23 protein-coding genes and 1 pseudogene are annotated in these 21225 nt (G+C 36.3%); 14 read left to right on the plus strand and 10 right to left on the minus strand.

What is annotated here, in order from left to right; all coding sequences use genetic code 11:
• Positions 1-858, minus strand: coding sequence for an NAD(P)-dependent oxidoreductase (locus DRF61_RS01715; RefSeq protein ID WP_111953406.1), 858 nt, complete (start codon positions 856-858; stop codon positions 1-3).
• 206 nt (positions 859-1064) lie between these two features.
• Between DRF61_RS01715 and DRF61_RS01720 the strand changes: the two genes are divergently transcribed.
• Complete coding sequence (locus tag DRF61_RS01720) at positions 1065-1694, plus strand: chloramphenicol acetyltransferase (RefSeq protein WP_111953408.1); 630 nt, start codon at positions 1065-1067, stop codon at positions 1692-1694.
• Positions 1695-1727: 33 nt separating this feature from the next.
• Here the strand turns inward: DRF61_RS01720 and DRF61_RS01725 are convergent, their stop codons facing one another.
• Positions 1728-2321, minus strand: a complete 594-nt coding sequence (locus tag DRF61_RS01725; protein WP_111953410.1) for a Crp/Fnr family transcriptional regulator — start codon at positions 2319-2321, stop codon at positions 1728-1730.
• 607 nt (positions 2322-2928) lie between these two features.
• Here DRF61_RS01725 and DRF61_RS01735 point away from each other — a divergent pair.
• A complete protein-coding gene (locus DRF61_RS01735; RefSeq protein WP_111953414.1) occupies positions 2929-3270 on the plus strand; it encodes a helix-turn-helix transcriptional regulator in 342 nt (113 codons plus the stop codon).
• Between the two features lie 20 nt (positions 3271-3290).
• Here the strand turns inward: DRF61_RS01735 and DRF61_RS01740 are convergent, their stop codons facing one another.
• Both DRF61_RS01740 and DRF61_RS01745 read right to left on the minus strand, forming a co-directional pair.
• Complete coding sequence (locus tag DRF61_RS01740) at positions 3291-4022, minus strand: MBL fold metallo-hydrolase (RefSeq protein ID WP_111953416.1); 732 nt, start codon at positions 4020-4022, stop codon at positions 3291-3293.
• Between the two features lie 75 nt (positions 4023-4097).
• A complete protein-coding gene (locus tag DRF61_RS01745) occupies positions 4098-4847 on the minus strand; it encodes an NUDIX hydrolase (protein ID WP_111953418.1) in 750 nt (249 codons plus the stop codon).
• 383 nt (positions 4848-5230) lie between these two features.
• Between DRF61_RS01745 and DRF61_RS01750 the strand changes: the two genes are divergently transcribed.
• On the plus strand, positions 5231-6421 hold the full coding sequence (locus DRF61_RS01750; protein ID WP_111953615.1) for an MFS transporter: 1191 nt from the start codon (positions 5231-5233) through the stop codon (positions 6419-6421).
• Here DRF61_RS01750 and DRF61_RS01755 read toward each other — a convergent pair.
• On the minus strand, positions 6418-6804 hold the full coding sequence (locus DRF61_RS01755; protein ID WP_111953420.1) for a winged helix-turn-helix transcriptional regulator: 387 nt from the start codon (positions 6802-6804) through the stop codon (positions 6418-6420). The two genes, DRF61_RS01750 and DRF61_RS01755, sit on opposite strands and share 4 nt — an antisense overlap.
• A 159-nt stretch (positions 6805-6963) precedes the next feature.
• On the opposite strand from DRF61_RS01755, the gene DRF61_RS01760 reads away from it, so the two are divergent.
• The 3 genes and pseudogenes from DRF61_RS01760 to DRF61_RS01770 form a co-directional block, all read left to right on the plus strand.
• Positions 6964-7899 carry an alpha/beta hydrolase gene (locus DRF61_RS01760; RefSeq protein ID WP_111953422.1) on the plus strand — a complete coding sequence of 312 codons (936 nt, stop codon included), beginning with the start codon at positions 6964-6966 and terminating at the stop codon, positions 7897-7899.
• A gap of 2 nt (positions 7900-7901) precedes the next feature.
• On the plus strand, positions 7902-9074 hold the full coding sequence (locus DRF61_RS01765; protein ID WP_111953424.1) for an MFS transporter: 1173 nt from the start codon (positions 7902-7904) through the stop codon (positions 9072-9074).
• Between the two features lie 40 nt (positions 9075-9114).
• Positions 9115-9245, plus strand: a pseudogene (locus tag DRF61_RS01770) (DsbA family protein); the annotation flags it as partial.
• Positions 9246-9304: 59 nt separating this feature from the next.
• Here DRF61_RS01770 and DRF61_RS01775 read toward each other — a convergent pair.
• The 4 genes from DRF61_RS01775 to DRF61_RS01790 form a co-directional block, all read right to left on the minus strand.
• Positions 9305-9631, minus strand: coding sequence for a helix-turn-helix domain-containing protein (locus DRF61_RS01775; protein ID WP_111953426.1), 327 nt, complete (start codon positions 9629-9631; stop codon positions 9305-9307).
• A 30-nt stretch (positions 9632-9661) separates the two neighbouring features.
• Positions 9662-10084, minus strand: a complete 423-nt coding sequence (locus DRF61_RS01780; protein ID WP_111953428.1) for a transposase — start codon at positions 10082-10084, stop codon at positions 9662-9664.
• A 231-nt stretch (positions 10085-10315) separates the two neighbouring features.
• Positions 10316-11578, minus strand: a complete 1263-nt coding sequence (locus DRF61_RS01785; protein ID WP_111953430.1) for a hypothetical protein — start codon at positions 11576-11578, stop codon at positions 10316-10318.
• 137 nt (positions 11579-11715) lie between these two features.
• Positions 11716-12357 (minus strand): hypothetical protein, encoded by a 642-nt coding sequence (locus tag DRF61_RS01790; protein WP_146896902.1) that lies wholly within the window; start codon positions 12355-12357, stop codon positions 11716-11718.
• A 204-nt stretch (positions 12358-12561) separates the two neighbouring features.
• Between DRF61_RS01790 and DRF61_RS01795 the strand changes: the two genes are divergently transcribed.
• Positions 12562-13536 (plus strand): helix-turn-helix domain-containing protein, encoded by a 975-nt coding sequence (locus DRF61_RS01795; RefSeq protein WP_111953434.1) that lies wholly within the window; start codon positions 12562-12564, stop codon positions 13534-13536.
• Between the two features lie 176 nt (positions 13537-13712).
• Here the strand turns inward: DRF61_RS01795 and DRF61_RS01800 are convergent, their stop codons facing one another.
• On the minus strand, positions 13713-14870 hold the full coding sequence (locus DRF61_RS01800) for a hypothetical protein (protein ID WP_146896899.1): 1158 nt from the start codon (positions 14868-14870) through the stop codon (positions 13713-13715).
• 440 nt (positions 14871-15310) lie between these two features.
• On the opposite strand from DRF61_RS01800, the gene DRF61_RS01805 reads away from it, so the two are divergent.
• The 7 genes from DRF61_RS01805 to DRF61_RS01835 all read left to right on the plus strand — a co-directional run bounded on the left by DRF61_RS01805 (position 15311) and on the right by DRF61_RS01835 (position 21130).
• Positions 15311-16012: a DsbA family oxidoreductase gene (locus tag DRF61_RS01805; protein ID WP_111953438.1), complete on the plus strand. Its 702-nt coding sequence runs from the start codon at positions 15311-15313 to the stop codon at positions 16010-16012.
• Between the two features lie 382 nt (positions 16013-16394).
• Positions 16395-16976, plus strand: coding sequence for a 5'-methylthioadenosine/S-adenosylhomocysteine nucleosidase family protein (locus DRF61_RS01810; RefSeq protein ID WP_111953440.1), 582 nt, complete (start codon positions 16395-16397; stop codon positions 16974-16976).
• Positions 16977-17042: 66 nt separating this feature from the next.
• Positions 17043-17837 (plus strand): helix-turn-helix domain-containing protein, encoded by a 795-nt coding sequence (locus DRF61_RS01815; RefSeq protein WP_111953442.1) that lies wholly within the window; start codon positions 17043-17045, stop codon positions 17835-17837.
• A 68-nt stretch (positions 17838-17905) separates the two neighbouring features.
• Positions 17906-18916, plus strand: a complete 1011-nt coding sequence (locus tag DRF61_RS01820) for a S41 family peptidase (RefSeq protein WP_111953444.1) — start codon at positions 17906-17908, stop codon at positions 18914-18916.
• A 9-nt stretch (positions 18917-18925) separates the two neighbouring features.
• Positions 18926-19447: a GNAT family N-acetyltransferase gene (locus DRF61_RS01825; RefSeq protein ID WP_111953617.1), complete on the plus strand. Its 522-nt coding sequence runs from the start codon at positions 18926-18928 to the stop codon at positions 19445-19447.
• A gap of 13 nt (positions 19448-19460) precedes the next feature.
• Positions 19461-20030: a Crp/Fnr family transcriptional regulator gene (locus tag DRF61_RS01830; RefSeq protein ID WP_111953446.1), complete on the plus strand. Its 570-nt coding sequence runs from the start codon at positions 19461-19463 to the stop codon at positions 20028-20030.
• A gap of 287 nt (positions 20031-20317) precedes the next feature.
• Positions 20318-21130 carry an alpha/beta hydrolase gene (locus DRF61_RS01835; protein ID WP_111953448.1) on the plus strand — a complete coding sequence of 271 codons (813 nt, stop codon included), beginning with the start codon at positions 20318-20320 and terminating at the stop codon, positions 21128-21130.
• Positions 21131-21225: the final 95 nt, after the last annotated feature.

Here is a 21225-nt window from a genome sequence, read left to right on the forward strand (position 1 = left end):
TCATTTTTCAGGCTGATTCTTCAAATAATTAATAATTCCGATCACATCATCCTTACCGAAACCATCATCATGGGCAGACTGGTAGGTTTTGCTCAGAACCTCAGATAGAGGAAAATCAGCACCGGCATTCTGAGCTAATAAAATATCTTTCAGCATGAGATCGAGAGCAAAAGCAGGCTCATATTGGTTTTTGATCAGCATAGGTGTTTTTACTTTGGTAGCGCCACTTCCGCTGGCACTTTCATTGATGATTTCCAGCATGGCTGTTCGGTCAATTCCCAATTGATCTGCAAACAGAACGGTTTCCGCCAATCCCTGGTAAATAGCAGACAGGAAATAATTGATGGAAAGTTTCCCTGCAATTCCTTTTCCGTTTTCCCCTAAATGCTTAACTGCTTTTCCAAGTTTTTCAAAATAAGGCATAGCCCGTAAAAGGTCTTTTTCTTCACCACCCGCCATAATGATCAGTGTTCCTTCTGCAGCAGGAACAGTACTTCCGGCTACCGGCGCATCGATGAAAGCTGCTTCTTTTATTTTAACAGCTCCGCTGAGCTCTGCAGTGGCCTGTGGAGAGATCGTGCTCATGTCTATAAAAAGTTTTCCGGTAATATCCGATTTCAGGATATCTTCGTAAACTGCTTTGGCGGCATGGTCATCGGTAAGCATTGTAAATACGATGGTGCTGTTCTCCACCAGATCTGAAATCTGAGTATAAACGGTTGATTTTTCTTTAAAATCTTTAGTTTTTTCAGATGATCTGTTGTAAACTGAAAGCGGGAATCCTGCTTTTTCAATATTTTTTGCCATAGGATGGCCCATATTTCCTAGCCCTATGAATCCTATTTTCTCTTTCTCCATGCTTGATTTTTTTTACGACGATTAAACAATGACATTTAAGCCAAAATATAAAATTATTTACACTGGAAAAATGAATTTCATCATGTAAACCTGCTCTATTTGCATCAAAAAACCGACCAAAGCAAGGCTGTATTTTTACAATATTTTTTGTTGATTAACTTTTAAAACCCGGAAAACTTACGGAAATTTGCAGCAAATAAAAATCAATGAAGATTATAGACGTCGAAAAATGGAACAGGAAAGAGCATTTTGAATTTTTCTCAAAAATGGACAGCCCGTACTTTGGATTTACCACAGAAGTAGACTGTACAAAAGCTTATGCCTATGCAAAGGAAAACGGCCATTCTTTTTTCGCGACCTATCTTCACAGGTCGATGGTAGCCGTAAATGCCGTAGATGAGCTGAAACTACGGATTGTAGACAATCAGGTGGTTTTATATGATGCCATTCATGCAGGAACTACAATAGGAAGGGCAGACGGGACTTTTGGTTTTGCATTTATCCCTTTTTCAAACGACTTTAATACGTTCAATGGTATTATGCGGGAAGAAATAGAGGATGTACAGCGTACATCAGGGATCAGGATGAATAATGGTGAACTTGGTAAGGATCTCATCAGGCATTCAACCATTCCATGGAATTCTTTCAGCGCCCTGCTTCATCCTACCAGTTATAACAATTCTGAATCTGTTCCGAAAATTACATTCGGTAAATTCAGCATCCGTGACGGTAAAAAGTTTCTTCCGGTTTCTGTGGAGGCTCATCACGGGCTGGCGGATGGAATTCATATCGCGAGATATCTGGAAGAGTTTCAGAAGCAGCTTGATGAGTTTTAAATCCTGTAAAATTCTATTTTATTAAAGTAAGAATCAGTACATAATTTTTCTATTCTCTATTTTCAAAATCTTATCTTTTTCCATACTTTTTATGGCTCTTATTACTGTTTCTACGCGCAGACCGGTAAGGGAAGCAAGTTGTTGTCTCGTCAGAGGAATTTGGAAAGAATAGGGTGTTTTGTCCTCATCATAGCTTTTGAAATAATCCATTAGCTGTTTCAGCTTCAGCATAGGATTCTGGAAAGAAAGATTATAAAGCATCATATATTTGTAATACATTCTTTCTGCCATACATTGATAGACATTCAGGGAAACTTCCTGGTTTTCCTTTATTAAATTCAAAAAATTCGATTTTGGAAGTTTGAAAATTTGGGAATCCTTTATAGCGATTGCATTCATTGGATAAGGACGGTCTATAAACAGAAGAGACTCTCCAAAACTGTATCCGTCGTAAAATATATTCTGAATAAATTCTTTTCCGTTCTCCGTATAATTATTGAGCTTAACCTGCCCTTGCTTAATCTGGTAATAAAACATAGGAAATTCTCCTTCGCGGAAAATGATATCACTCGATTTATATGCTTTAGTTTCTGCTCCAAATGAAATTAATAAATCTTCTACAATCATGGTATAATAAGCTAATTAAAATTTTAAACAAATGTTTAACCATTCATGTCTTTCATTATGCAATAAACAGAAAAGCTGAAAATTTCAATAATGTAAAGAACGGCAATTTTAATGAGTTTCTTCAATATGTCCTACCACATACATACCACAATATTTTGATGGCCTCATATTAAAATCTTTTAATATTCACTGATAATAGAGAATATAATCCTTAAGAACATTGATTAAGATCATAAAAAACAAAATTTACATCTGCTACATTTGTTGAAATATAAAAGTATAGTTTAACCTAAATTTTGAGCTGGAAATATAATAAATACACTAAGTATAAGCGGGGCGTGGTATGTATGTGGTATTTTAATTCTGTAGAATTTTAATCATTTTCTCTTTCTTTGTTGCTTTTAAAATAGTTAAAGAATGAGCGTCAGATAGAGGTTTGCAAGAAAAAATACCGATCCGGAAAGTGTATTTAGAATTATAAATTATAGACTGTAATCTTAAACTTCCATAACACCATAAACAACTGTTACAATAACAGGAAAAGAAGAATAGGTACTGGTGCTGTACATACTAAAGCACCGGAAATAAGTAGAGATGAGAAAATATTATGAAAAACGAAAAACCGCAATCTAATTTAGAAGATTTGAATCAAAAGATTTTTATGCAGGACGAAATTATCACTTTAGCCAAAGAAAATTCACCACGTCTGTTGAATAAATTCAGGTTAGTTTACCCTGATTTTTTTGACAAAATAGCTAAAATACACCCCAATCTCAAAAACTCTGAATTGATTTTTTGCATTTATCTAAAACTTAACTTCACTACTAAGGAAATTGCAACTTATACTTTTGTGACTCCAAAAGCCATTCAGAACAGAAAAAACCGGATCCGGAAAAAACTTAATATTCCTTCCGAAATGGATATTTACAAGTGGTTTAATGATCTTTAAAAACAATTTTTTGCATTAAATTATATTTGGATTACTGCTTTGGCCAGATCGTGGTAAAGCAGTATTTTCCATTGCTCATCAGCAGCTTCTTTCTGCCATTTCAGTCTTAATTCCATTGCTTTTCTACCATCAGAATCACTTTTATAAGCAAGATGGTATTTAAGGTAAGACTCCTGGGGAAGATCATCCGCTCCGTAAAAAACAGTTTCACCGTTCTCTCTGATCCAGAATACCTGCATAAAAGGGGTATGGCCACCCACCACTTCAAAAGAAATCCCGCTAGCGATCTCTCCCTGATCTTCACTCATCCATACAATATTGGGAAGGCTGATCAGTTTTTCCAATGTATCAAAATCAAAAGAAGGATTCCCTTTATTTTCCATTGCAAAAGCCAGTTCTCTTTTTTGAATATAAATTTCTGCATTGGGAAATGCCGGCTGAAAATCATTGCCGTTCCGTATGATACTCCCATCAATATGGTCTTTATGAAGGTGTGAAAGAAGAAGTTTTGTGATCTGTTCCGGTTTTATATCCTCTTTTTCCAATAGCTCGGAAATGACAGTTTTTCCTTCAGCGTTTTTCCAACCTATGCCGGCATCAAGAAGGATATAATCATTGGCTGTAATAATAAGAAACGGCTGCACAGACATTTTAATTCCTTTCACTGTATCAAAATTTTCATCTGTCAATAGTGTAAAGTCCTTTGTTTTGCTGGCCGAGAAGTTGCCTTCTTTGAGCGGAATAATTTTCATTCTGCAAATTTCCCAAATATTTCTAAAACCTGAAAACCTTTTTTTCAATAGAGCTCATCGGAAAAAACAATCATCTTACCAGCTGTTCAACCCGTTGTTCAGAGCTCTGATATAATTTTCTTCATCAAAAGAGTAGAGGTCAGGAGCTTTATGGGCGCCACCGCGTCTCTGTTCTTCAAGCTTTTTCAGGATTCCCAAAGACTTCATTTTCGTATAGAAATTCCCACGGTTAAGTTCTTTTCCCAACACAGCTTCATATAATTTCTGAAGTTCAGGAAGCGTAAATTTTTCCGGAAGAAGGTTTCGCCCGATAGGTATTGCTGCAATTTTCTGCCTCAATATGAGAAGAGCTTTTTCAATGATCTCACGGTGATCCATCGCAAGTTCAATTTCCTGCAGTTTGCTGAGGAAGATCCATTCGCAGGTCTCACTGTATTGATCGGGAATGATGTTAAGCATTGACGGGTTATAAAGTGCATAATATCCTACGGAAATAAACCGTTGTTTTTGAAAAAGAGTTTCATCAAAATCCTCAAAATAAGATTCACTTCTGTTTTTTCTTCCGAACACTCCGAATTCTTCAAGATAAACATCTGCAACACCGGTTCTTTCTTTGAGGATTCTTTTAACAGCTTCATCCAGATCTTCATCTTTTTTAACATAGCCGCCCGGCAGCAGCCATTTTTGCCTGTAATTGGTCTTTAGAAGCAGAACTTTAAGTTCATTATGCTCAAATCCGAAAATAACGGGATCGGCTGAAATATGTGGCAGGAAAATTTCTTTTGCCTCGGCAGATTGCTGTAAAAGCTGTTGTTTAAAATCCATGGAACTAATCTGAGATTGTGTCTTATTACAAATTTGCTGAAAAAAAACGAAAAATCCTTTACATAGAGACTTTAAAAAAATCACTTTAATAATCTTAAAAAAAGGAAAGCAACTACAAAATATTTATAGATACTTTACGTTAGAGATAAGACACAAAATACATGGCTGACTTTCTGTAAAGCTATTAACTGACGAAAAACAATTCCCGCTTTTACTGCTGACAAATTATTTTAAGATTAAATGCCATAGTTGATTGAAAGAGGCCGTTCCAAATAAACGGCCTCTTTTTTATAAATTCATTATCTTTGCTGATCTTAAGCTGAACTTTTTATTTGACTGTTTCAACCCTTAAACGTAAGCAGTTCTATAATTCTAATCATATCATGCAGGCAAACTTATCCTCTGGCATCTCCCGTACTGTAATCTGGCTTATGGCTGTTATTTCAGGTCTTGTGGTAGCCAATAACTATTATAACCAGCCATTGTTGGCACTGATTTCGGACGATCTTCATGTTTCTGAAAGTGCGGCAGGAAGAATTTCTGTGCTTACCCAGGTAGGCTATGCGCTGGGGCTTTTACTTCTGGTGCCTTTGGGAGATAAATTTTTCCGTAAGAAATTAATCTTATTTGATCTGGTTCTTGTATTCGGATCGTTGCTTTGGATGACCTTTGCCACCGAATTATGGATGCTGTACGCAGCAAGCCTGCTGATAGGAGCGACTTCCGTCATTCCACAGCTGTTTGTACCTATTGCAGCAGAATTATCTTCGGATAAAGAAAAATCTTCCAATATTGGACTTGTAATGTCCGGGTTGCTTCTTGGAATCCTTTTGTCACGCTTTATTGGCGGTATCGTAGGCGAAGTCTGGGGTTGGAGAGCTATGTTCGGAATTGCAGCGGGATTAATGATCGTAGTGTGGATCGCCGTATACAAAATGCTTCCGGAAATGCAGCCAAATTTCAAAGGAACGTACAAGGAACTAATGCAGTCCGTGGTTCATCTGGCAAAAACACAGCCTATCTTACGTCTCGCTTCATTCCGGGGAGCGATGGCTTTCGGGTCTATGTGTGCTTTATTTACAACGTTGGTCTTTCATATGGAAAAGCCGCCTTTCAATGCGGGCTCTTCCGTAGTAGGGAGCTTCGGGCTGGCCGGAGCTGTAGGAGCACTGGCAGCCGCAAAAGTGGGTAAACTTCAGAAATACCTGGATATCAACAGAATCATATTGTACTCACTTTTTATAGTAGTGGGAAGCTGGGCATTTACCTATTTTGCCGGGGAAACTTATTGGGGCCTGATCGTTGGCGTTATCCTGGTAGACCTGGGCGTACAGTCCAGCCATATTATGAACCAGACCAATTACTTTTTAATCAAATCCAATGCGGTTAACAGATTGAATACTGTTTATATGGTTTCTTATTTCATCGGCGGATCCCTCGGAACGTGGCTGGCTTCTATAGCCTGGCAATATGCACAGTGGGAGGGAGTATGCTTTGTAGGAGCATCTTTTGGACTGCTGGCCATTTTAGCTCATCTTGTATTCAGTAATAAAGTAAACGCACCCCAGCCTTAATTTTCAGCCTCTGACTTACTCATATTTTCCTGAACCAAGTCCCTGTGTTTGGTTCCCCATTTTTCCAAATCTTCCCAGATCGGGATCAGTTCTCTGGCAATATCCGTGAGCTCATAATCTACTCTTGGCGGAACTTCAGCATGTACTGTTCTTTTTACCAGCCCTTCTTTTTCCAGTTCCCGGAGTTGAAGTGTAAGCATTCTTTCGGTAATTCCACAGATCCGGTCGCGCACTTCACTAAAACGCAGTTTTCCGTCTTTTAACCTGTTTAAAATCAAAAGTTTCCACCTGCCTCCGATCTTGCAGACAGCATAAGACAAATCACACTCCTGTATGTACTTTTTATTGATGTTATTCGTTGAATTTTCCTTTATTTTTCCCATAGCTTACAAATTTGTTAGTACCGTACAATTAGCTGTATACAGTGCAAATGTAAGGTTTGAAAATTAATTTTGCATTCAGAAACTGAAAATAAACAGCAGTTCCGGAACAAGAGCGCTCAACGTTCCAAAAAATAGTATTCACATAAAAAAATAAGAATAATGCAGTTAACAGAACCTATCAATCAGATTTTAAATCACTTAGAAAAAATACATTCATTCAATGCCAAAAATCCATTAGAGGATACCCGAAAATACCTTGAAACCATGTCCCTTCAGCTTAGCAGAAAAAAAGAACCTGTTGCCATGATAGAAGAGCTGAATATTCCTCTGGCAAACCATCAGATTCCGGTCCGGATCTACCGTCCAAAAGGGAAAGATATCCAAAATTCATCAGCAATCATTTATATTCATGGAGGATGGTTTATTGCCGGCAGTTTTGAAACCCACGATGCTGTAGTTCGGAAACTGGCCAATAAAACCGGATCAGTGGTGATCTTTGTGGATTACCGCCTAGCTCCCGAACATGCTTTTCCTGCAGGCTTAAACGATTGCATCGATTCTGTAAAATGGGTCGCAGACCATGCGGAATCTTTGGGAATTGATGCCAACCAGATCGGTATTATCGGGGACAGTGCCGGAGGTGCACTTGCAACAGGTGTTTCTACTCAGATAGGAGAGCTGTTGAAATTTCAGGTACTGATTTATCCTGCTGCAGATCATCAGCTCAATACAAAATCATGGGAGACGTATGAAACAGGCCCTGTTCTTAATAAAGAAGGAGGTATCCAAGCCTGGAAATGGTACCATCCTGAAGGAGCAGACCATCCAAATCCTTTGGCAATACCAATTTTGATCAAAGATTTTAAAAATACGCCACCTACATTAGTTCTTATTGCAGAACATGATGCTTTGAGAGATGAAGGAGAAGAGTTGTCACAGCATATGAAAGACGCAGGAATTCCTGTTCGTATCAGCTTTTATAAAGATATGGTTCATGGTTTCATGCATATGGGAGAGATCCTGAATGAGGTCCAAAAGGCTACTGATGAAATAGCAGAGTTTGCGCATCAACATCTTAAAACTGCAGGAAAATAAGCATGAAAAAATATGCATATATCGGCTGCCTTGGATTCATTGCAGTTATTACCACTGAATTTGGGGTCATTGGAATTCTTCCGCAAATCGCGGAACATTATCAAATAGGTGTAGATAAAGCAGGCTGGCTGCTCAGTGCTTTTGCTTTGATCATTGCTTTAACGGGGCCTTTCATGACTTTACTCATGTCCGGGTTTGATCGCAGCAAAGTGATGCTTGCCGCAATTTCTATCTTTTTGTTTACTGCTTTAGTTTCCTCACTGTCGCCACCGTTCTGGCTTCTGATGCTGGTGAGAGTGCTTCCGGCTTTTCTGCAACCTGTCTATATTGCCACAGCATTGTCTGTCGCTGTGTCCGGTGCTGATGAAAAGCAGGCTAACAAACTGATGGGGATTGTTTTTATAGGGGTTGCCCTGGCTATGGTGACAACAGTTCCTTTTGCAACATGGCTGGCCAGTGTATGGATATGGGAATCTTCTTTCATTATCCAGAGTGCGGTCAGTATGATAGCTTTGGCTGTTATCTATTTTTTACTTCCTCCAATGCCTGTCAAAAAGAAAAAATCTTACAAAAGTCAGCTTAAAATTTTGACACAGCCAACATTTCTCATCAGTACTGCTATGAATTTTTTCATGATAACAGCCTGGTTTTCTACCTACAGCTATTTTGCAGATTATCTGAATAAAGTTAAAGGAATGGATGGACCGATGATCAGTTATATGCTTTTTCTGTTTGGAATCATTGGTGTTTTTTCCAATTGGATAGCAGGGAAAATGTTAAGCTGGAATGTATCAAAAACAACAGCTCTGTTTCTTTCCGGTACGGTCATCATGCCATTTTTACTGTATTTTTCCGGAGACAGTCTGCTCGCCAATATTATCAGTATAGCAATCTGGGGGTTCCTGTATTCTCCAAGTTTTCAAAATGCTTCAACCTATATGATTTCTTCTGTACCGGGTTCTCTTGAATTTGCCAACAGCTTAGCTACTTCTTTTGGAAATCTGGGGGTAACACTGGGAACTACCTTGGGAGGCTGGATGATCGTGACTAAAGGGGCCGCTTACAATCCATGGATCGGTTTTGTATTTGGTATGCTGGCTTTTTTAATGATTATAGGGAGAAGTATTCTGGAAAAAAGAACTGAAAAGAAAAAAACAATTATTCCCTGTCAATAATGTAACAAATTTTGATGGGGCAATAATTAAAAAAGGAAAAATGAAAATAGAAGTATGGTCAGATGTATGTGTCCGTTCTGCTATATCGGAAAACATAATTTTGAACAGGTTCTTGAAAAGCTGCCGTTTAAAAACGAAATAGAAGTAGAGTGGAAGAGCTTTCAGCTAGATCTAACCTTAGATGCTGCCTCCACACTATATAATATTGATAACTGTTAAAAGCCTATTTGCTATACTAAAAACATTTTCTTCCATTTGGTAACAGAATTACGGCTTAACTTGAAATGGTTTGCCAGTTGGATATTATTAAGGTTGTACTTCTTCTGGTACTCCAATATTTTCAGAATATCAGACTTGCGGTAAGAACGGTGTTTTTGATTGAAATTTTCAGTTTGATTATCTGATGTCCCAAAGATGATCGTATTCAATTGAATAATATGCAAAAACGACAGACTTTCCATACTAAGCAATACTTCACATTCTTTTCGCTTGTGAGGAAATTTCTTGGTCAGTATATCGGAATAAATGTTTTTATAATTAGGCTGATTATTTTTCATATGTATAGATTTGATAAAGAGAGGAATAGCTTATTCTACCTTTTCTTTGTGTTTTATTAACCATTTGTAAAGTGTTGTTTTGGGAATCCCGTATTCTTTTATTACCCCCATCCTGGTCATTTCTCCTGTGCTGATCTGTTCCAGTATAAAATCAATGATTTCTCTGGTGTAGATGCTTTTACGGAACTGAGGAAGCGTTGTTTTTCCGGTTTTCTGTTTGGCACTTGGCGGAGCATAAATAATAAGGTGTTGTGAATAAATACGAAAAAAATCATACTCTAACAGTTTGCTCCACTTCAGTAAAGTCTCCGTATCAAGGCTTTCCTGCTGATACATTTGTTTAATCTCTTTTTCGGTACATTTAAAAAAATTACATATTCGCTGCAATTCTATCTTGCTTTCTGCAACGCCTTGTTCAATGATTTGTCCGATATGAATACTTTTGAAATTCATTTTTATGTTTTTTTTAACTGATAGATTTGACTATCCTTTCTCATAATAAAGCCGGCAGCAAAAGAAATACTGCAAAAGATTACTACATAAAAACTTATATTAAAAAGCTGGCCGGCTAAGTTTGATTTTATTTTTGGTTTTTTCCTATGATAAAAAGAAGCTCCCATTAATTCTTCCCATCATTTGTGTCTTTATGTTCAGAAAAACGGGAGCTTCAGTTTAATTAATCATTTAAGCCGACATTCTTTGTGCTGTCATAAAGACACGTCGGATGTTATTGTTAGGATCGGTATCATTCAGGTTATCTACAGAAACATAAACTGTTATTCTGTACCAAATTCCATCTACAAGTAAATCCACTGTTTCTATCTCCTGAGAATTATCACTAGAGTTGGTAGCTATTACAGGAATTGAGCTGCTGTTCATATTGTCTCCCCAGTTAAGATAAATTCCGTTATCGGTTTCCAGATAACCTCCCGGAGCGACTAGGACATTAGCACGACGATAATTAGTTTCATTTGATAATGCTGCATACCACATTTTAACGTTAGAAGTAGAGATATTTACCAAACGGGGATTGTAGGTAACTGCCCCGGAACCTTGATTAGAACTTGCATTAAAATTAATATCCAATCTTACCTTTTGTCCCAGAATAGCATCATAAGTACCCCCAATATATGTACTCAATAGTCCAATATATGTCGCTGGTAATGTAAAGGTGAAGAACTGATATTCGCCAGGAGCAAGTACTTTTCCAAGGCCAACTGTTGCACTACAGCTCTGTCCTCCGATTGAAAGTGGAAATGTTGTTGTATTCGGGCTGGATACCGTTGGTGTCCCGGAAATAGTATAGTTTAAAGTACCGGATCCCTGTGCAAAATTACCCTGCGGAAGTGTTGCTGTAAGCCCGTTTACAGGTCCTATAGTTTGTGCAGCATATATTCCTGCATTTCCTCCTGTATAGGGAACCGACATTGTACCACTATAAGGGATACCTGCAGTATAGGAGATCGGAAACAGAGAAGCACTTGCACAGTTCAGACCACCTATTGTACCCGGTTGTAATGAGCGTCCGTCCAAAGGTCTCCATTGGGTTCCGTCCCAATATACATATCCTTGAAAGGCAAGGGCAGCTGTTCCTAAGTTGTACACCAATAAGCCAACTGCAGGACTGGGAATTGTAGCCGCGTCGTTATGGGCTGTTAAAGCTACTCTCGGACCTAAAAATCCTTTTTGACTTCCCGATGCAAGCTGGCTTACATTAAGCTCCAGAATAGCAGATGCGTCGGGAGCTGCTCCAATACCTGTAGATCCTGATGCAGTTACAATAAAGTCATCTTTTAATTGTGCCGCAGTTGGAGTTCCTGTGGCCGCATTATTTTTGGCACCATCTATATTGAAAATACCTTGTGGGTTTTGTGTGTTGATCCCGACCTGAGACCAGGCTAAGGAAGATGTTGTCAAGGCTATTGCTAAGTATATATTTTTTTTCATTGTTGTTTAATTTAGAATCGGTTGAATAACAGGGTCTATATTCTGTTATTATTTATTTTATGTTTTTGTAACAGATTTCGATGGTTAATGACATCTGGTTACAGTTGAGGGATATTCTTACTTGTTTGCTTATAGCTTTAAAAAGGGGGAGGCCGGATACTGAAGACTTTTATATGGGAATGGGATACCGTATTATTATTACGCTCCCATGATACATCTTTTGGGAAAACAAAAGAGGTAAGGCTGAAACAGTTCTCGTTAATCAGCTGTTTATGATAATCGTTGTATGTGGAAGGGATAAAACATCTGCTATCCGTAGCTAAAATGAAATATTTTCTTTTGCTATCTGTTGTAAAATAAATGTTTATAGGTTTAGCAACCTTGCTTTTCTTTACTTCAGTTGGTTCCTTATATGTTTTTTTAGCTAGGGATTTTGCAGATGGAATATTCCTTTTCTTTTCCCCGTCAATAAAAATATTGTGTCCATTATATAGTATGGTTCCTTCTGAAATAAAAAGAATCTTGTCTGTTTTTATTTCTTTGGCTTTATTGGGAAAAGAGGATGGAGCCTTTGTAATGCTATGCATTTGATCTTCATTGAAGACATAAGCTCCTTCAGATACAAAAATTACAGTGGATTTATTTTTTTTATTACTTTTGCCAGATTCGATTTTTTTTTGATCAAATAAAGGACGCATAGCATAAGCATACAAAGTTCCCAATGTGAGAACATATATTAATAAAAAGCTTTTTGCTATGGTCACAATATTTTTCATCATTTGTATTTCGCAGCAAAATTATATGCATAAGTGGAGATTGAAAAACAAAAGAGGTCAAAGCATCAATGAAAAATCACTTTTTAATTAAAGATGAATAAGTTTCGTTATCAGTAATAGTAAACAAATTAAAATATTGATAAACAACATGTTGCATAAAGTAAAGATCACTTTTCATTGGTTATTTCAGTAAATAATACAAAAAAAATGGATAATACAAGACTAAGAGAACAGGAGATCTTAAGACTAAAAGAAGAACTTTCAATAAGATATAATTATCTGATGGGAGCTATTTTATTATTATTTACATTAATATATCTTTTCATCGTAAAAGAAAAGTTGTTCGGATATTATTGTTTGGTTGGGGCTATTGCTTTGCTAAGCCATGTATATTTATTAAATACTTTTTTTCCAACACTTTCTTTAGAAAAAAGAGTGCGGGGCTATCTTATTATTGCGCCCATTTATACTTACTTTATCATACTTTATTTCTGGAAATGTTCCATTTTTCAATTTTGCTGGCTGGTTCCTGTGCCACTTGGGGCCTATGTTTTCCTTGGTAAAAAAGAAGGTTCATCTTTTTCAGTTTATACCTTGTTTATTGCAGTTGTAGCTATCTTTACTGGTGATATTGCTCCGCTTCACACTAGAATAAATTCTTATGAAAATGTTTTTCGGTATAATGACCTACTTTCATTCGGGTTTAATATTGTAATTGTTTATTTGCTCATTTATTATAAGGATAAAATAAGGGAGCAGGAACTTCTTTCCATTATAGAAAAAAAGAAACGAATTACGCTTCCTATTACACTGGATGAAAAAGAAATATCCGGTGCAAAGTCATTATTTGAAAAAATAGAAAATGAAATCATCACAAACAAGCATTTCACCAATCCGGAGTTTAATATTTCGATGTTATCTACCATTCTGAAAATCAGCAATAACTATATTTCAAAATCAATAAGGATACAGGGATATTCTAATTTTAATACCTATGTCAACTCTCACAGGATTGGTTATGTAAAAGAATTAATTGCAAAAAGCGACCTGGAAAAAGTAACCCTGATGTATATCTATACCGAAGCAGGATTTATTAACCAATCTACCTTTAATAAAACGTTCAAACAATTTGTAGGAATGACTCCAAGCGAGTATATTCAAAAGGAAAGTAGTAAAACTTAGTACCAAATAGGATTTGGCACTAAGTTAAAGTTATACCATATAAAGAAAGAGGCTGTTTCAAAAGGTAATAATGCTCTGAGAATCTCCTAAATGGCAAAGTTGTCATAGGGAGGGCTGAGAGAGTTACTTTTGAGACAGTCTCTTCTTACATCTTTAATTGTTTTTAGAATCGCATCTTATGGAGCTGTAATCTGATCTATTTTTATAAATACTTTCATTGTTAACGGGTTAGTGCTCGTCTGTCCTCCAATTGCTCCTGCCATCATAGTTGCTGTATAGGCTACTTTTGTTGTAGTAGATGTATCTATCCAGGTATAATATCTATATTCAGGTCCATTATTAGACCCTTGATAAATACCTGGGTCCCCCCAATATACTCTTGAAGCGGTTGTGCTGGTGCTCCAAGTATTTCCTGTATTAAGATCCCCTCCAAATAAATTGGGAACAGCTGTTAAAGTATTCCCCGCCTGGCCGATGTATCCTCCGTATTCAGTTGAGTTGTTCCACATCAAAACTTTATTGGCACCAGAATTATTCCTTATCTGCACATCTGACAATTGTACCTGTGTTGTGTTATTGGTAGCAGTAGCTGATGCCGTTTGATTAGAATGCCATAAAAATACCCTAAAAGTATATAAGCCATCAGGCGTTGTCGCTTCAACAGAAAAGCCTTTAGTTCCATTTGAATCGGTCACAAATTTCAGATAATCCATTACTGCAAGGCTTTTAATATCGGCAGTTACTTGTTTGCCAACATTTATACTGCTGCAACCGGTAAATCCCGGATTCAACGTGATAAATGGCGTTAAATCAAATGTAATCCCCGTAGGAGAGTTTTGAGATGCAATAGGGGTCCCTGAAACACTAAATGATAAGGAACCTGAACCGGATTCAGTTTTACCATCTGAAATAGTTGCAGTTACAGCAGCATTACCTACGGATGTAAGTGTTGTCCCGACAAATTTACCGCCATTAGCAATAGTATATGGAATCTTAATAATTGTTCCTGCAATGAGAGGCGTACCACCTGTTATAATCTGCTGAGGGTCTAATATGGCTCCATTACAATTTAATGTGGCTATGGCATTAACTGCAGAAGAATTGTCCACAGCTCGCCATTCTGTACCATTCCAAAAATAAAAGCCCTTAGGTAGGGCCGTTCCGGTATTATAGACAAATAAGCTAACTGCATTGGCAGCAGTGCCTAGCTGAACCGTTGTTGTTGTTAAATTTACTCTAGGAACAAGTATTCCTTTGGTAGTGGATATAACATCCAACACCGAAGAAGGATCTGGCACCGTCGTATTAATACCTACTTGAGCACTTACTGTCAAACAGGTAAAAACAAAAAATAATGTTTGTAAATGTTTTTTCATGTTTTGTCTGGTTAAAGTTAATATTATATAAATTTCAATACGATTAATTTTGTATTGTCAAAAATTTAATTTAATAAAGTAAATATAATATATTTTTTCTTAATAAATATAAATTTTTGAATAATTTAAAAGAATAACATATTGTATGCAATAGATTATGTTATAAGCAAAAAGACTTTTGGGAGAGTCATACTTGATACAGCGAGGAGTCAAATAAAGTTAATATATTCTATAAAATTGTATTTTCGGTATTCTGGGACTACCATTTCTCAGAAGCATTATTGAGAAAAAAATAGAAAAACAGAAGAGCACAATATACTGTAATAAATTTTGTTACAATTAAGAAATATATTAATTTTGTAGTCTGATAATTCTATCAGAATTAAAATAAATAAAGAATGAAAATAGAAATATGGTCAGATATTATGTGTCCGTTCTGCTATATCGGAAAACATAATTTTGAACAGGCTCTTGAAAAGCTGCCATTCAAAGACGAAGTAGAAGTAGAGTGGAAGAGCTTTCAGCTAGATCCAACCCTAGATACTGCTCATCCTCAGAATACAATTGAATATTTTAAAGAGAAAAAAGGTTTTCCGGCAGACCAGGCATCTCAAATGATTGGTCAGGTCGCCCAGATGGGAAAGGGATCAGGAATCGATTTTAATTTTGAAAAAGCACTGATCATCAATACTTTTACTGCTCATAAATTACTTCATCTTGCCAAAAAGTATGGTAAATCAAATGAGATGGAAGAAGCTCTTTTTAAAGCTCACTTTATTGACGGAAAAAATGTAGGAGATATTGAAGAACTTATTTTTCTTGCTAAGAATTTAAATATTGATGAAGGTGAGGCAAGACAGGCTTTAACATCAGATCAGTTTGATTATGAAATCAGTCAGGATATCCAGGAGGCCAAAAACAATGGTATTTCCAGTGTTCCTTTCTTTGTTCTGAATGGAAAGTATGCCGTATCCGGGGCACAGCCTGCAGAAGTTTTTGCTGATGCCCTTCAGCAGACGTACAAAGAAACAGTAAGTCCGTTTAAAGACCTTTCCAAAGAAGGAGGTGCATCGTGTGATGCTGATGGATGCAGTGTGTAATACTGTAAGGAAGCCTGAAGCTGGAAGAGAGAAGTTATTGAGTTCCAACTACAGAATGACAATGTACTTTATTAAATTTTTAAGATTAATTTCTTAATTTTTATTGGCTAAAGTTACTTTTTCAACCTCCCTCTTTCAGCTTCATGACTATGTTAATTTCCTAACCACAAATAACACTAATAGATTCACGAATGTTACTATTGAATGTCAGCAACATTCGTGGAATTTGTGAAAAGATTATAATGAATAATAATTTAGCATATTCAATATAAAACACCTCAAACCGGGGTGTTTTTTTATTCCATACAGATTAATAAAAAAAGAAGAAAGAATTCCTGTTTTAGGTGTTCAATCCTTATTTTTGTTTAAATATTTATGTTCAATGATAAAAATCAATACCGAAGCTCATTATCCTGTTTCAGAGACCCTGTTTGTCTTTGCTTTGGATTCGGAGGCCGGACAGGCTTTTGAAGGAAAAAATAAACTGGTAACAGGAATAGGAAAAGTAAACGCTGCTATTGAGCTTACCCGGGAAATTCATTTCCGAAAACCTAAACTGATCATTAATTTGGGTTCCGCAGGAAGTAAAAGTTTTGGAAAGGGTGAAGTAGTATGCTGTACCAAATTTATTCAAAGAGATATGGATGTAAGAGGTCTCGGTTTCAGTCTTTATGAAACGCCTTTATCCGGAATTCCTCCAGTTTTGGAATATGGTCTTCAAATGAACGGCCTGGAAGAAGGAATTTGCGGCAGCGGCGACAGTTTTGAGATGAATCATTCCGAAACAGACTATAATATTGTAGATATGGAAGCGTATCCGCTTGCCCTGATCGCAAAAAAAGAAAATATTCCTTTTCTGTGTCTGAAATATATTTCTGATGATGCAGGAAGTGATGCCGCAGACGACTGGGCAGTTCAGGTACACATGGCTTCTGAAGCGTTTAAAAAAATATTATTTTCATAGCATAAGTCCTGAGGAAACTTTCGAACATTATTTTGTGTCTGTTATTAAAATCCAGTCTGCGATTATATGAAAGTTACTTTTTATCAACCGGTAAATCCTATACTTAAAAAATATATTGAAGGATATTATTTTGTAGAAAAAGATGAGAGCGATAAACCGGTCAGGTATCTTACTTTTCCGGACAACTATTTCATTGTATCAGCCTGTCAGAATGTGACTATTGCCCAGGATAAAGGATGGGTGGAAATCCGAAGGTCTTTATCCGAAAATTTAGTGATTGACTTTGTTGCCAGATGTTCTGTTCCTACTGAAATTTTTTATCAGCAGTCTATTAATGAAATTACGGTTTATTTTAAGCCGTTGGGAATGTATCATTTTTTTGAGGCAGATAACAGTGATATTATGCAGGAACATATTCATTTTTCAGATTTTAAAGAAATCTCGAATACAGTTTTTAATGAGCCCCACAGAAAAAAACAAATTGAAATGCTGGAAAAATATTGGCTTTCAAAATTTCAATATAAAGATTTAACGTTAGCTTACTCCATATTGACTGATTTTGAAACTGAACTCAGCATTGAGGAGATTGCAGTAAAAAATGGTATAACCAGACAATATCTGAATAAAATTTCTAAGCGGTATCTGGGTAAGCCGGCGACTGAATTCAGAAAAATACAAAGATTTCGTAAAGTTCTGATATCCAATAAAAAAGTAAGGAACCTCACAGAGCTTTCCTATGAAAATCTTTTTTACGACCAGTCCCATCTTATTAAAGATTTTAAAGAATTTACTAAAATTAGTCCCAAAAAGTTCTTTGAAAATGTAGATATTGAACAAAATAATATCTGGCTGTTTATCTAAGTTTCCATTTTTACAATTTAAAGTATGATCATTGAAATACTTTTACTGAAATATTAAATCATATTTCAATGAAAAAAATACTGTCCGGAATTTTCCTTTCCCTTTCTCTGGTTTCTTATGCACAGAAAGATGACACCAGTGTAGTGCTCTCTGATATTACAGAAAAAGTGAAGAGTCACTATATTGATAAGAAAGCCTACCAAAAAGTAGATTCTTTATTTCAAAATGAATCTGAAAAAGGAACTTTTAAGAATTTGAGTAAAAAAGACTTTGCTGCCTTTCTGACTCAAAAGTTGAGAACAACTATAAAAGACAAACATTTTTTTGTTAAATACCTCGAAAACTACAGTCCACAAAAAGCTGTTGATGAGAAAGAAAGAGAAAAAGAAAACAATTTTCATAACAGCCTTGAAAATTTTGGATTTGAAAACGTTCAACGCCTGGAAGGTAATATCGGTTATATCAACTTCAAAGGCTTTGCATCGCGGGAATCCAGTGAAAAAACATTGGCTGCGGCCATGAATTTTATTGCCAATACCAATTCCCTGATCATTGACCTGCGAGAGAATGGCGGCGGAGACAATGACATGCTTCTGTTATTCTGCAGTTATTTTTTTGATAAAAAAACGGATCTTTATACTACATACTTCAGAAATAAAGAGGAAACAGTGATAAACAGTACCCAATCTAAAGTTTCCGGACAGAAATATCTTCATAAAAAAGTCTACATTCTAACCAGTAAAAAAAGTTTTTCAGCAGCAGAAGGCCTTGCCTACTTTTTACAGGAACATAAGCTGGCCGAAGTAATCGGGGAAAAAACAGGGGGTGCTGCCAATCCGGTAGATCATTTCATCATCCAAAATCAATATTTACTATTGGTCCCGGCTGGGCAAATAAAATCAGTCATAAGCCATAAAAACTGGGAACCTGTCGGCGTGATTCCTGATCAGGAAGTAAAAGCTGAAGACGCTTTAAAGGCTGCTCATCTTAAAATTTTAAAAAATATTTTAAATACAGAAACAAAAACAGAATTAAGCATACCTGAAATAAAAAATCTTATTAATAAATTAGAGCAATAAATGTATAATATGCCATCAATAATCATTCATAAAGCAGGAATACAAGACCTTGAAACCATTCAAAATATAGGCAGACAGACTTTTTCAGAAACCTTTGCAGAAAGTAATACTGAGGAAGCAATGAAAACATATCTCGAAGAAAGTTTCAGTACGGAAAAAGTAAAGTCGGAATTAAATAATCCTGATTCCTATTTCTTTATAGCCTGGGAAGAGGATAATCCTGTTGGGTACCTTAAATTAAACTCTGGTGCTGCGCAAACTGAGCTACAAGACGATACTTCTTTGGAAATAGAGCGTATTTATGTCAAAAAAAGCCATCATGGACAGAAAGTAGGCCAATTGCTTTATGACCAGGCTCTGGAAACTGCTCAAAACCTGAACAAAAGTTATCTATGGTTAGGAGTTTGGGAGAAAAACCTGAGAGCCCTTCAATTTTACAGGAAAAATGGTTTTGAGGAATTCGGAAGCCACACATTCAGACTGGGTGATGAAGACCAGACTGATTTAATGATGAAGAAAATTTTAGATTAAATTATTATCAGCTTTGAAAGACCTTTTAGAACAGATTAATAGTTATTATCCGCTGTCAGAAGAAACGGTGAAAGCCCTGATGAATATCTGTAAGGAGGAAACATATCACAAAAATGACCTTCTCCAGGAAGCTGGCTCTGCCGCCAGATACTATTATTTTATAAAATCAGGATTGGTAGGATATTATACTGTAGACGAGCAGGGAGATTCTGTGTATAAGATTTTCTTTGAAGAAAAAAGTTTTGTAGCTTCTACGGCAGCTATTATCAAAGATAAGCCCAGCGACTTTAATATCATTGCTTTAGAAGATTGTTCAGTGATAAAATATCCGGCAAAAGCTTTCAGAGAACTCATCAATCAATACCACGACCTGGCATTATTTCACATCCATTATCTGGAAAAAAACTGGGTAGTAAAAAAAGAATCGCTGGAGATCTCTTTAAAGCATGAAACAGCCAAACAGCGTTATTTACAGCTTCTGGAGAACAAATCGCTTCATGATAGACTGAAACAGCATCATATTGCTTCTTATCTGGGGATTACACCCACTCAGCTGAGTCGCATAAAAAAAGAAATAAACTGACAAAAGCTTCAACATATGTTGAGGCTTTTTTATTTTCTGAGCCCCATCTTTGTCCTATAAATAAGAACAATTGTACGTCTAAATAAGAACAAAAGAAAGGGAAAGAGAAAAGATGATAAGTCCGCTTCATAGAATCAATGCTAATTGATTCTCTCTTAGCTCACTTAAATAATCATCATAGTAGTAAATCTTTGCGTCAAAAAAAGTCAAAGCAATAAAATTTCATTTTAAAATAAGACCCTTCAATTGATTTCAGACGTACCAGTTCATCAATTAAATTCTATCCTATGAAAAATTTAGTAAGCATCGTCTGTGTATTGACGGTATCTGCACAGCTTTCTGCACAGAAAGTCACTCATCAAGAGGTTTTCAGTGCCAAAATGAATAAGAACGTTAAAACGATTATCATCACACCGGATGTGCAGCAGGGAGCAACCTATCCATCGGTTTATATTCTTCACGGTTACAGTGGAAATCCTGAACGGACAATCAAACAAGACATTCCGGATCTGGTTCAGAAAGCACAAGAGTATAAAATGATTTATGTACTGCCGGATGGAAATTATAATTCGTGGTATGTAGACAGTCCGTTGGTTAAAGATTCCCAGTACCAGACTTTTATTGGTCAGGAGCTTGTAGACTATATTAATAAAAACTATCCGGTGAAAAATGATAAAAAATCCCGTGGTATCCTGGGTTGGAGCATGGGAGGTTATGGTGCTGTGAATATTGGGACTGCATACAATCATACATTTGGCATTGTGGGAAGTTCTTGTGGTGCTTTGGACTTCAATTCATTCGGGGAAGGGTATACTCATTATCAGGTAGATAAAGTATTAGGATCTGCAATATCATTAAATCCTAAATTTCTTACAGACAATAAAGTGAAGACTATGGCTACAGCAGAACAGCAGTACATTTTCGATTGTGGTACGGAAGACACACAAATGATTGAAATCAACAGAAAATTTCATAAAAAACTCACAGACCTTAAAATTCCGCATCTTTATATAGAATCCCTGGGTGCTCATGATCCGCAGTACTGGAGCAAATCCTTATCTGAACAATTGACTTTATTCAATCAATTCTTCAATCATTAAACCGCTTTATATAAATTACATATAATGCTTTAAAACAATGATTTACATTTAAATACGTAAAGTTAAAACCATTAAAAGCATTGAAGTAGTTAAGG

This window comes from Chryseobacterium lathyri (genome assembly GCF_003290185.1).
Lineage (GTDB): Bacteria > Bacteroidota > Bacteroidia > Flavobacteriales > Weeksellaceae > Chryseobacterium > Chryseobacterium lathyri.

Excerpts from the sequence above, each read along its gene's own strand:
- DRF61_RS01725 (WP_111953410.1), bottom strand. The coding sequence starts at position 2,321 with ATGATTGTAGAAGATTTATTAATTTCATTTGGAGCAGAAACTAAAGCA.
- DRF61_RS01815 (WP_111953442.1), top strand. The coding sequence starts at position 17,043 with ATGAAAGTTACTTTTTATCAACCGGTAAATCCTATACTTAAAAAATAT.
- DRF61_RS01805 (WP_111953438.1), top strand. The coding sequence starts at position 15,311 with ATGAAAATAGAAATATGGTCAGATATTATGTGTCCGTTCTGCTATATC.
- DRF61_RS01775 (WP_111953426.1), bottom strand. The coding sequence starts at position 9,631 with ATGAAAAATAATCAGCCTAATTATAAAAACATTTATTCCGATATACTG.
- DRF61_RS01780 (WP_111953428.1), bottom strand. The coding sequence starts at position 10,084 with ATGAATTTCAAAAGTATTCATATCGGACAAATCATTGAACAAGGCGTT.
- DRF61_RS01715 (WP_111953406.1), bottom strand. The coding sequence starts at position 858 with ATGGAGAAAGAGAAAATAGGATTCATAGGGCTAGGAAATATGGGCCAT.
- DRF61_RS01755 (WP_111953420.1), bottom strand. The coding sequence starts at position 6,804 with ATGGGAAAAATAAAGGAAAATTCAACGAATAACATCAATAAAAAGTAC.
- DRF61_RS01745 (WP_111953418.1), bottom strand. The coding sequence starts at position 4,847 with ATGGATTTTAAACAACAGCTTTTACAGCAATCTGCCGAGGCAAAAGAA.
- DRF61_RS01760 (WP_111953422.1), top strand. The coding sequence starts at position 6,964 with ATGCAGTTAACAGAACCTATCAATCAGATTTTAAATCACTTAGAAAAA.
- DRF61_RS01785 (WP_111953430.1), bottom strand. The coding sequence starts at position 11,578 with ATGAAAAAAAATATATACTTAGCAATAGCCTTGACAACATCTTCCTTA.
- DRF61_RS01820 (WP_111953444.1), top strand. The coding sequence starts at position 17,906 with ATGAAAAAAATACTGTCCGGAATTTTCCTTTCCCTTTCTCTGGTTTCT.
- DRF61_RS01790 (WP_146896902.1), bottom strand. The coding sequence starts at position 12,357 with ATGATGAAAAATATTGTGACCATAGCAAAAAGCTTTTTATTAATATAT.
- DRF61_RS01825 (WP_111953617.1), top strand. The coding sequence starts at position 18,926 with ATGCCATCAATAATCATTCATAAAGCAGGAATACAAGACCTTGAAACC.
- DRF61_RS01720 (WP_111953408.1), top strand. The coding sequence starts at position 1,065 with ATGAAGATTATAGACGTCGAAAAATGGAACAGGAAAGAGCATTTTGAA.
- DRF61_RS01765 (WP_111953424.1), top strand. The coding sequence starts at position 7,902 with ATGAAAAAATATGCATATATCGGCTGCCTTGGATTCATTGCAGTTATT.
- DRF61_RS01795 (WP_111953434.1), top strand. The coding sequence starts at position 12,562 with ATGGATAATACAAGACTAAGAGAACAGGAGATCTTAAGACTAAAAGAA.
- DRF61_RS01735 (WP_111953414.1), top strand. The coding sequence starts at position 2,929 with ATGAAAAACGAAAAACCGCAATCTAATTTAGAAGATTTGAATCAAAAG.
- DRF61_RS01810 (WP_111953440.1), top strand. The coding sequence starts at position 16,395 with ATGATAAAAATCAATACCGAAGCTCATTATCCTGTTTCAGAGACCCTG.
- DRF61_RS01750 (WP_111953615.1), top strand. The coding sequence starts at position 5,231 with ATGCAGGCAAACTTATCCTCTGGCATCTCCCGTACTGTAATCTGGCTT.
- DRF61_RS01740 (WP_111953416.1), bottom strand. The coding sequence starts at position 4,022 with ATGAAAATTATTCCGCTCAAAGAAGGCAACTTCTCGGCCAGCAAAACA.
- DRF61_RS01835 (WP_111953448.1), top strand. The coding sequence starts at position 20,318 with ATGAAAAATTTAGTAAGCATCGTCTGTGTATTGACGGTATCTGCACAG.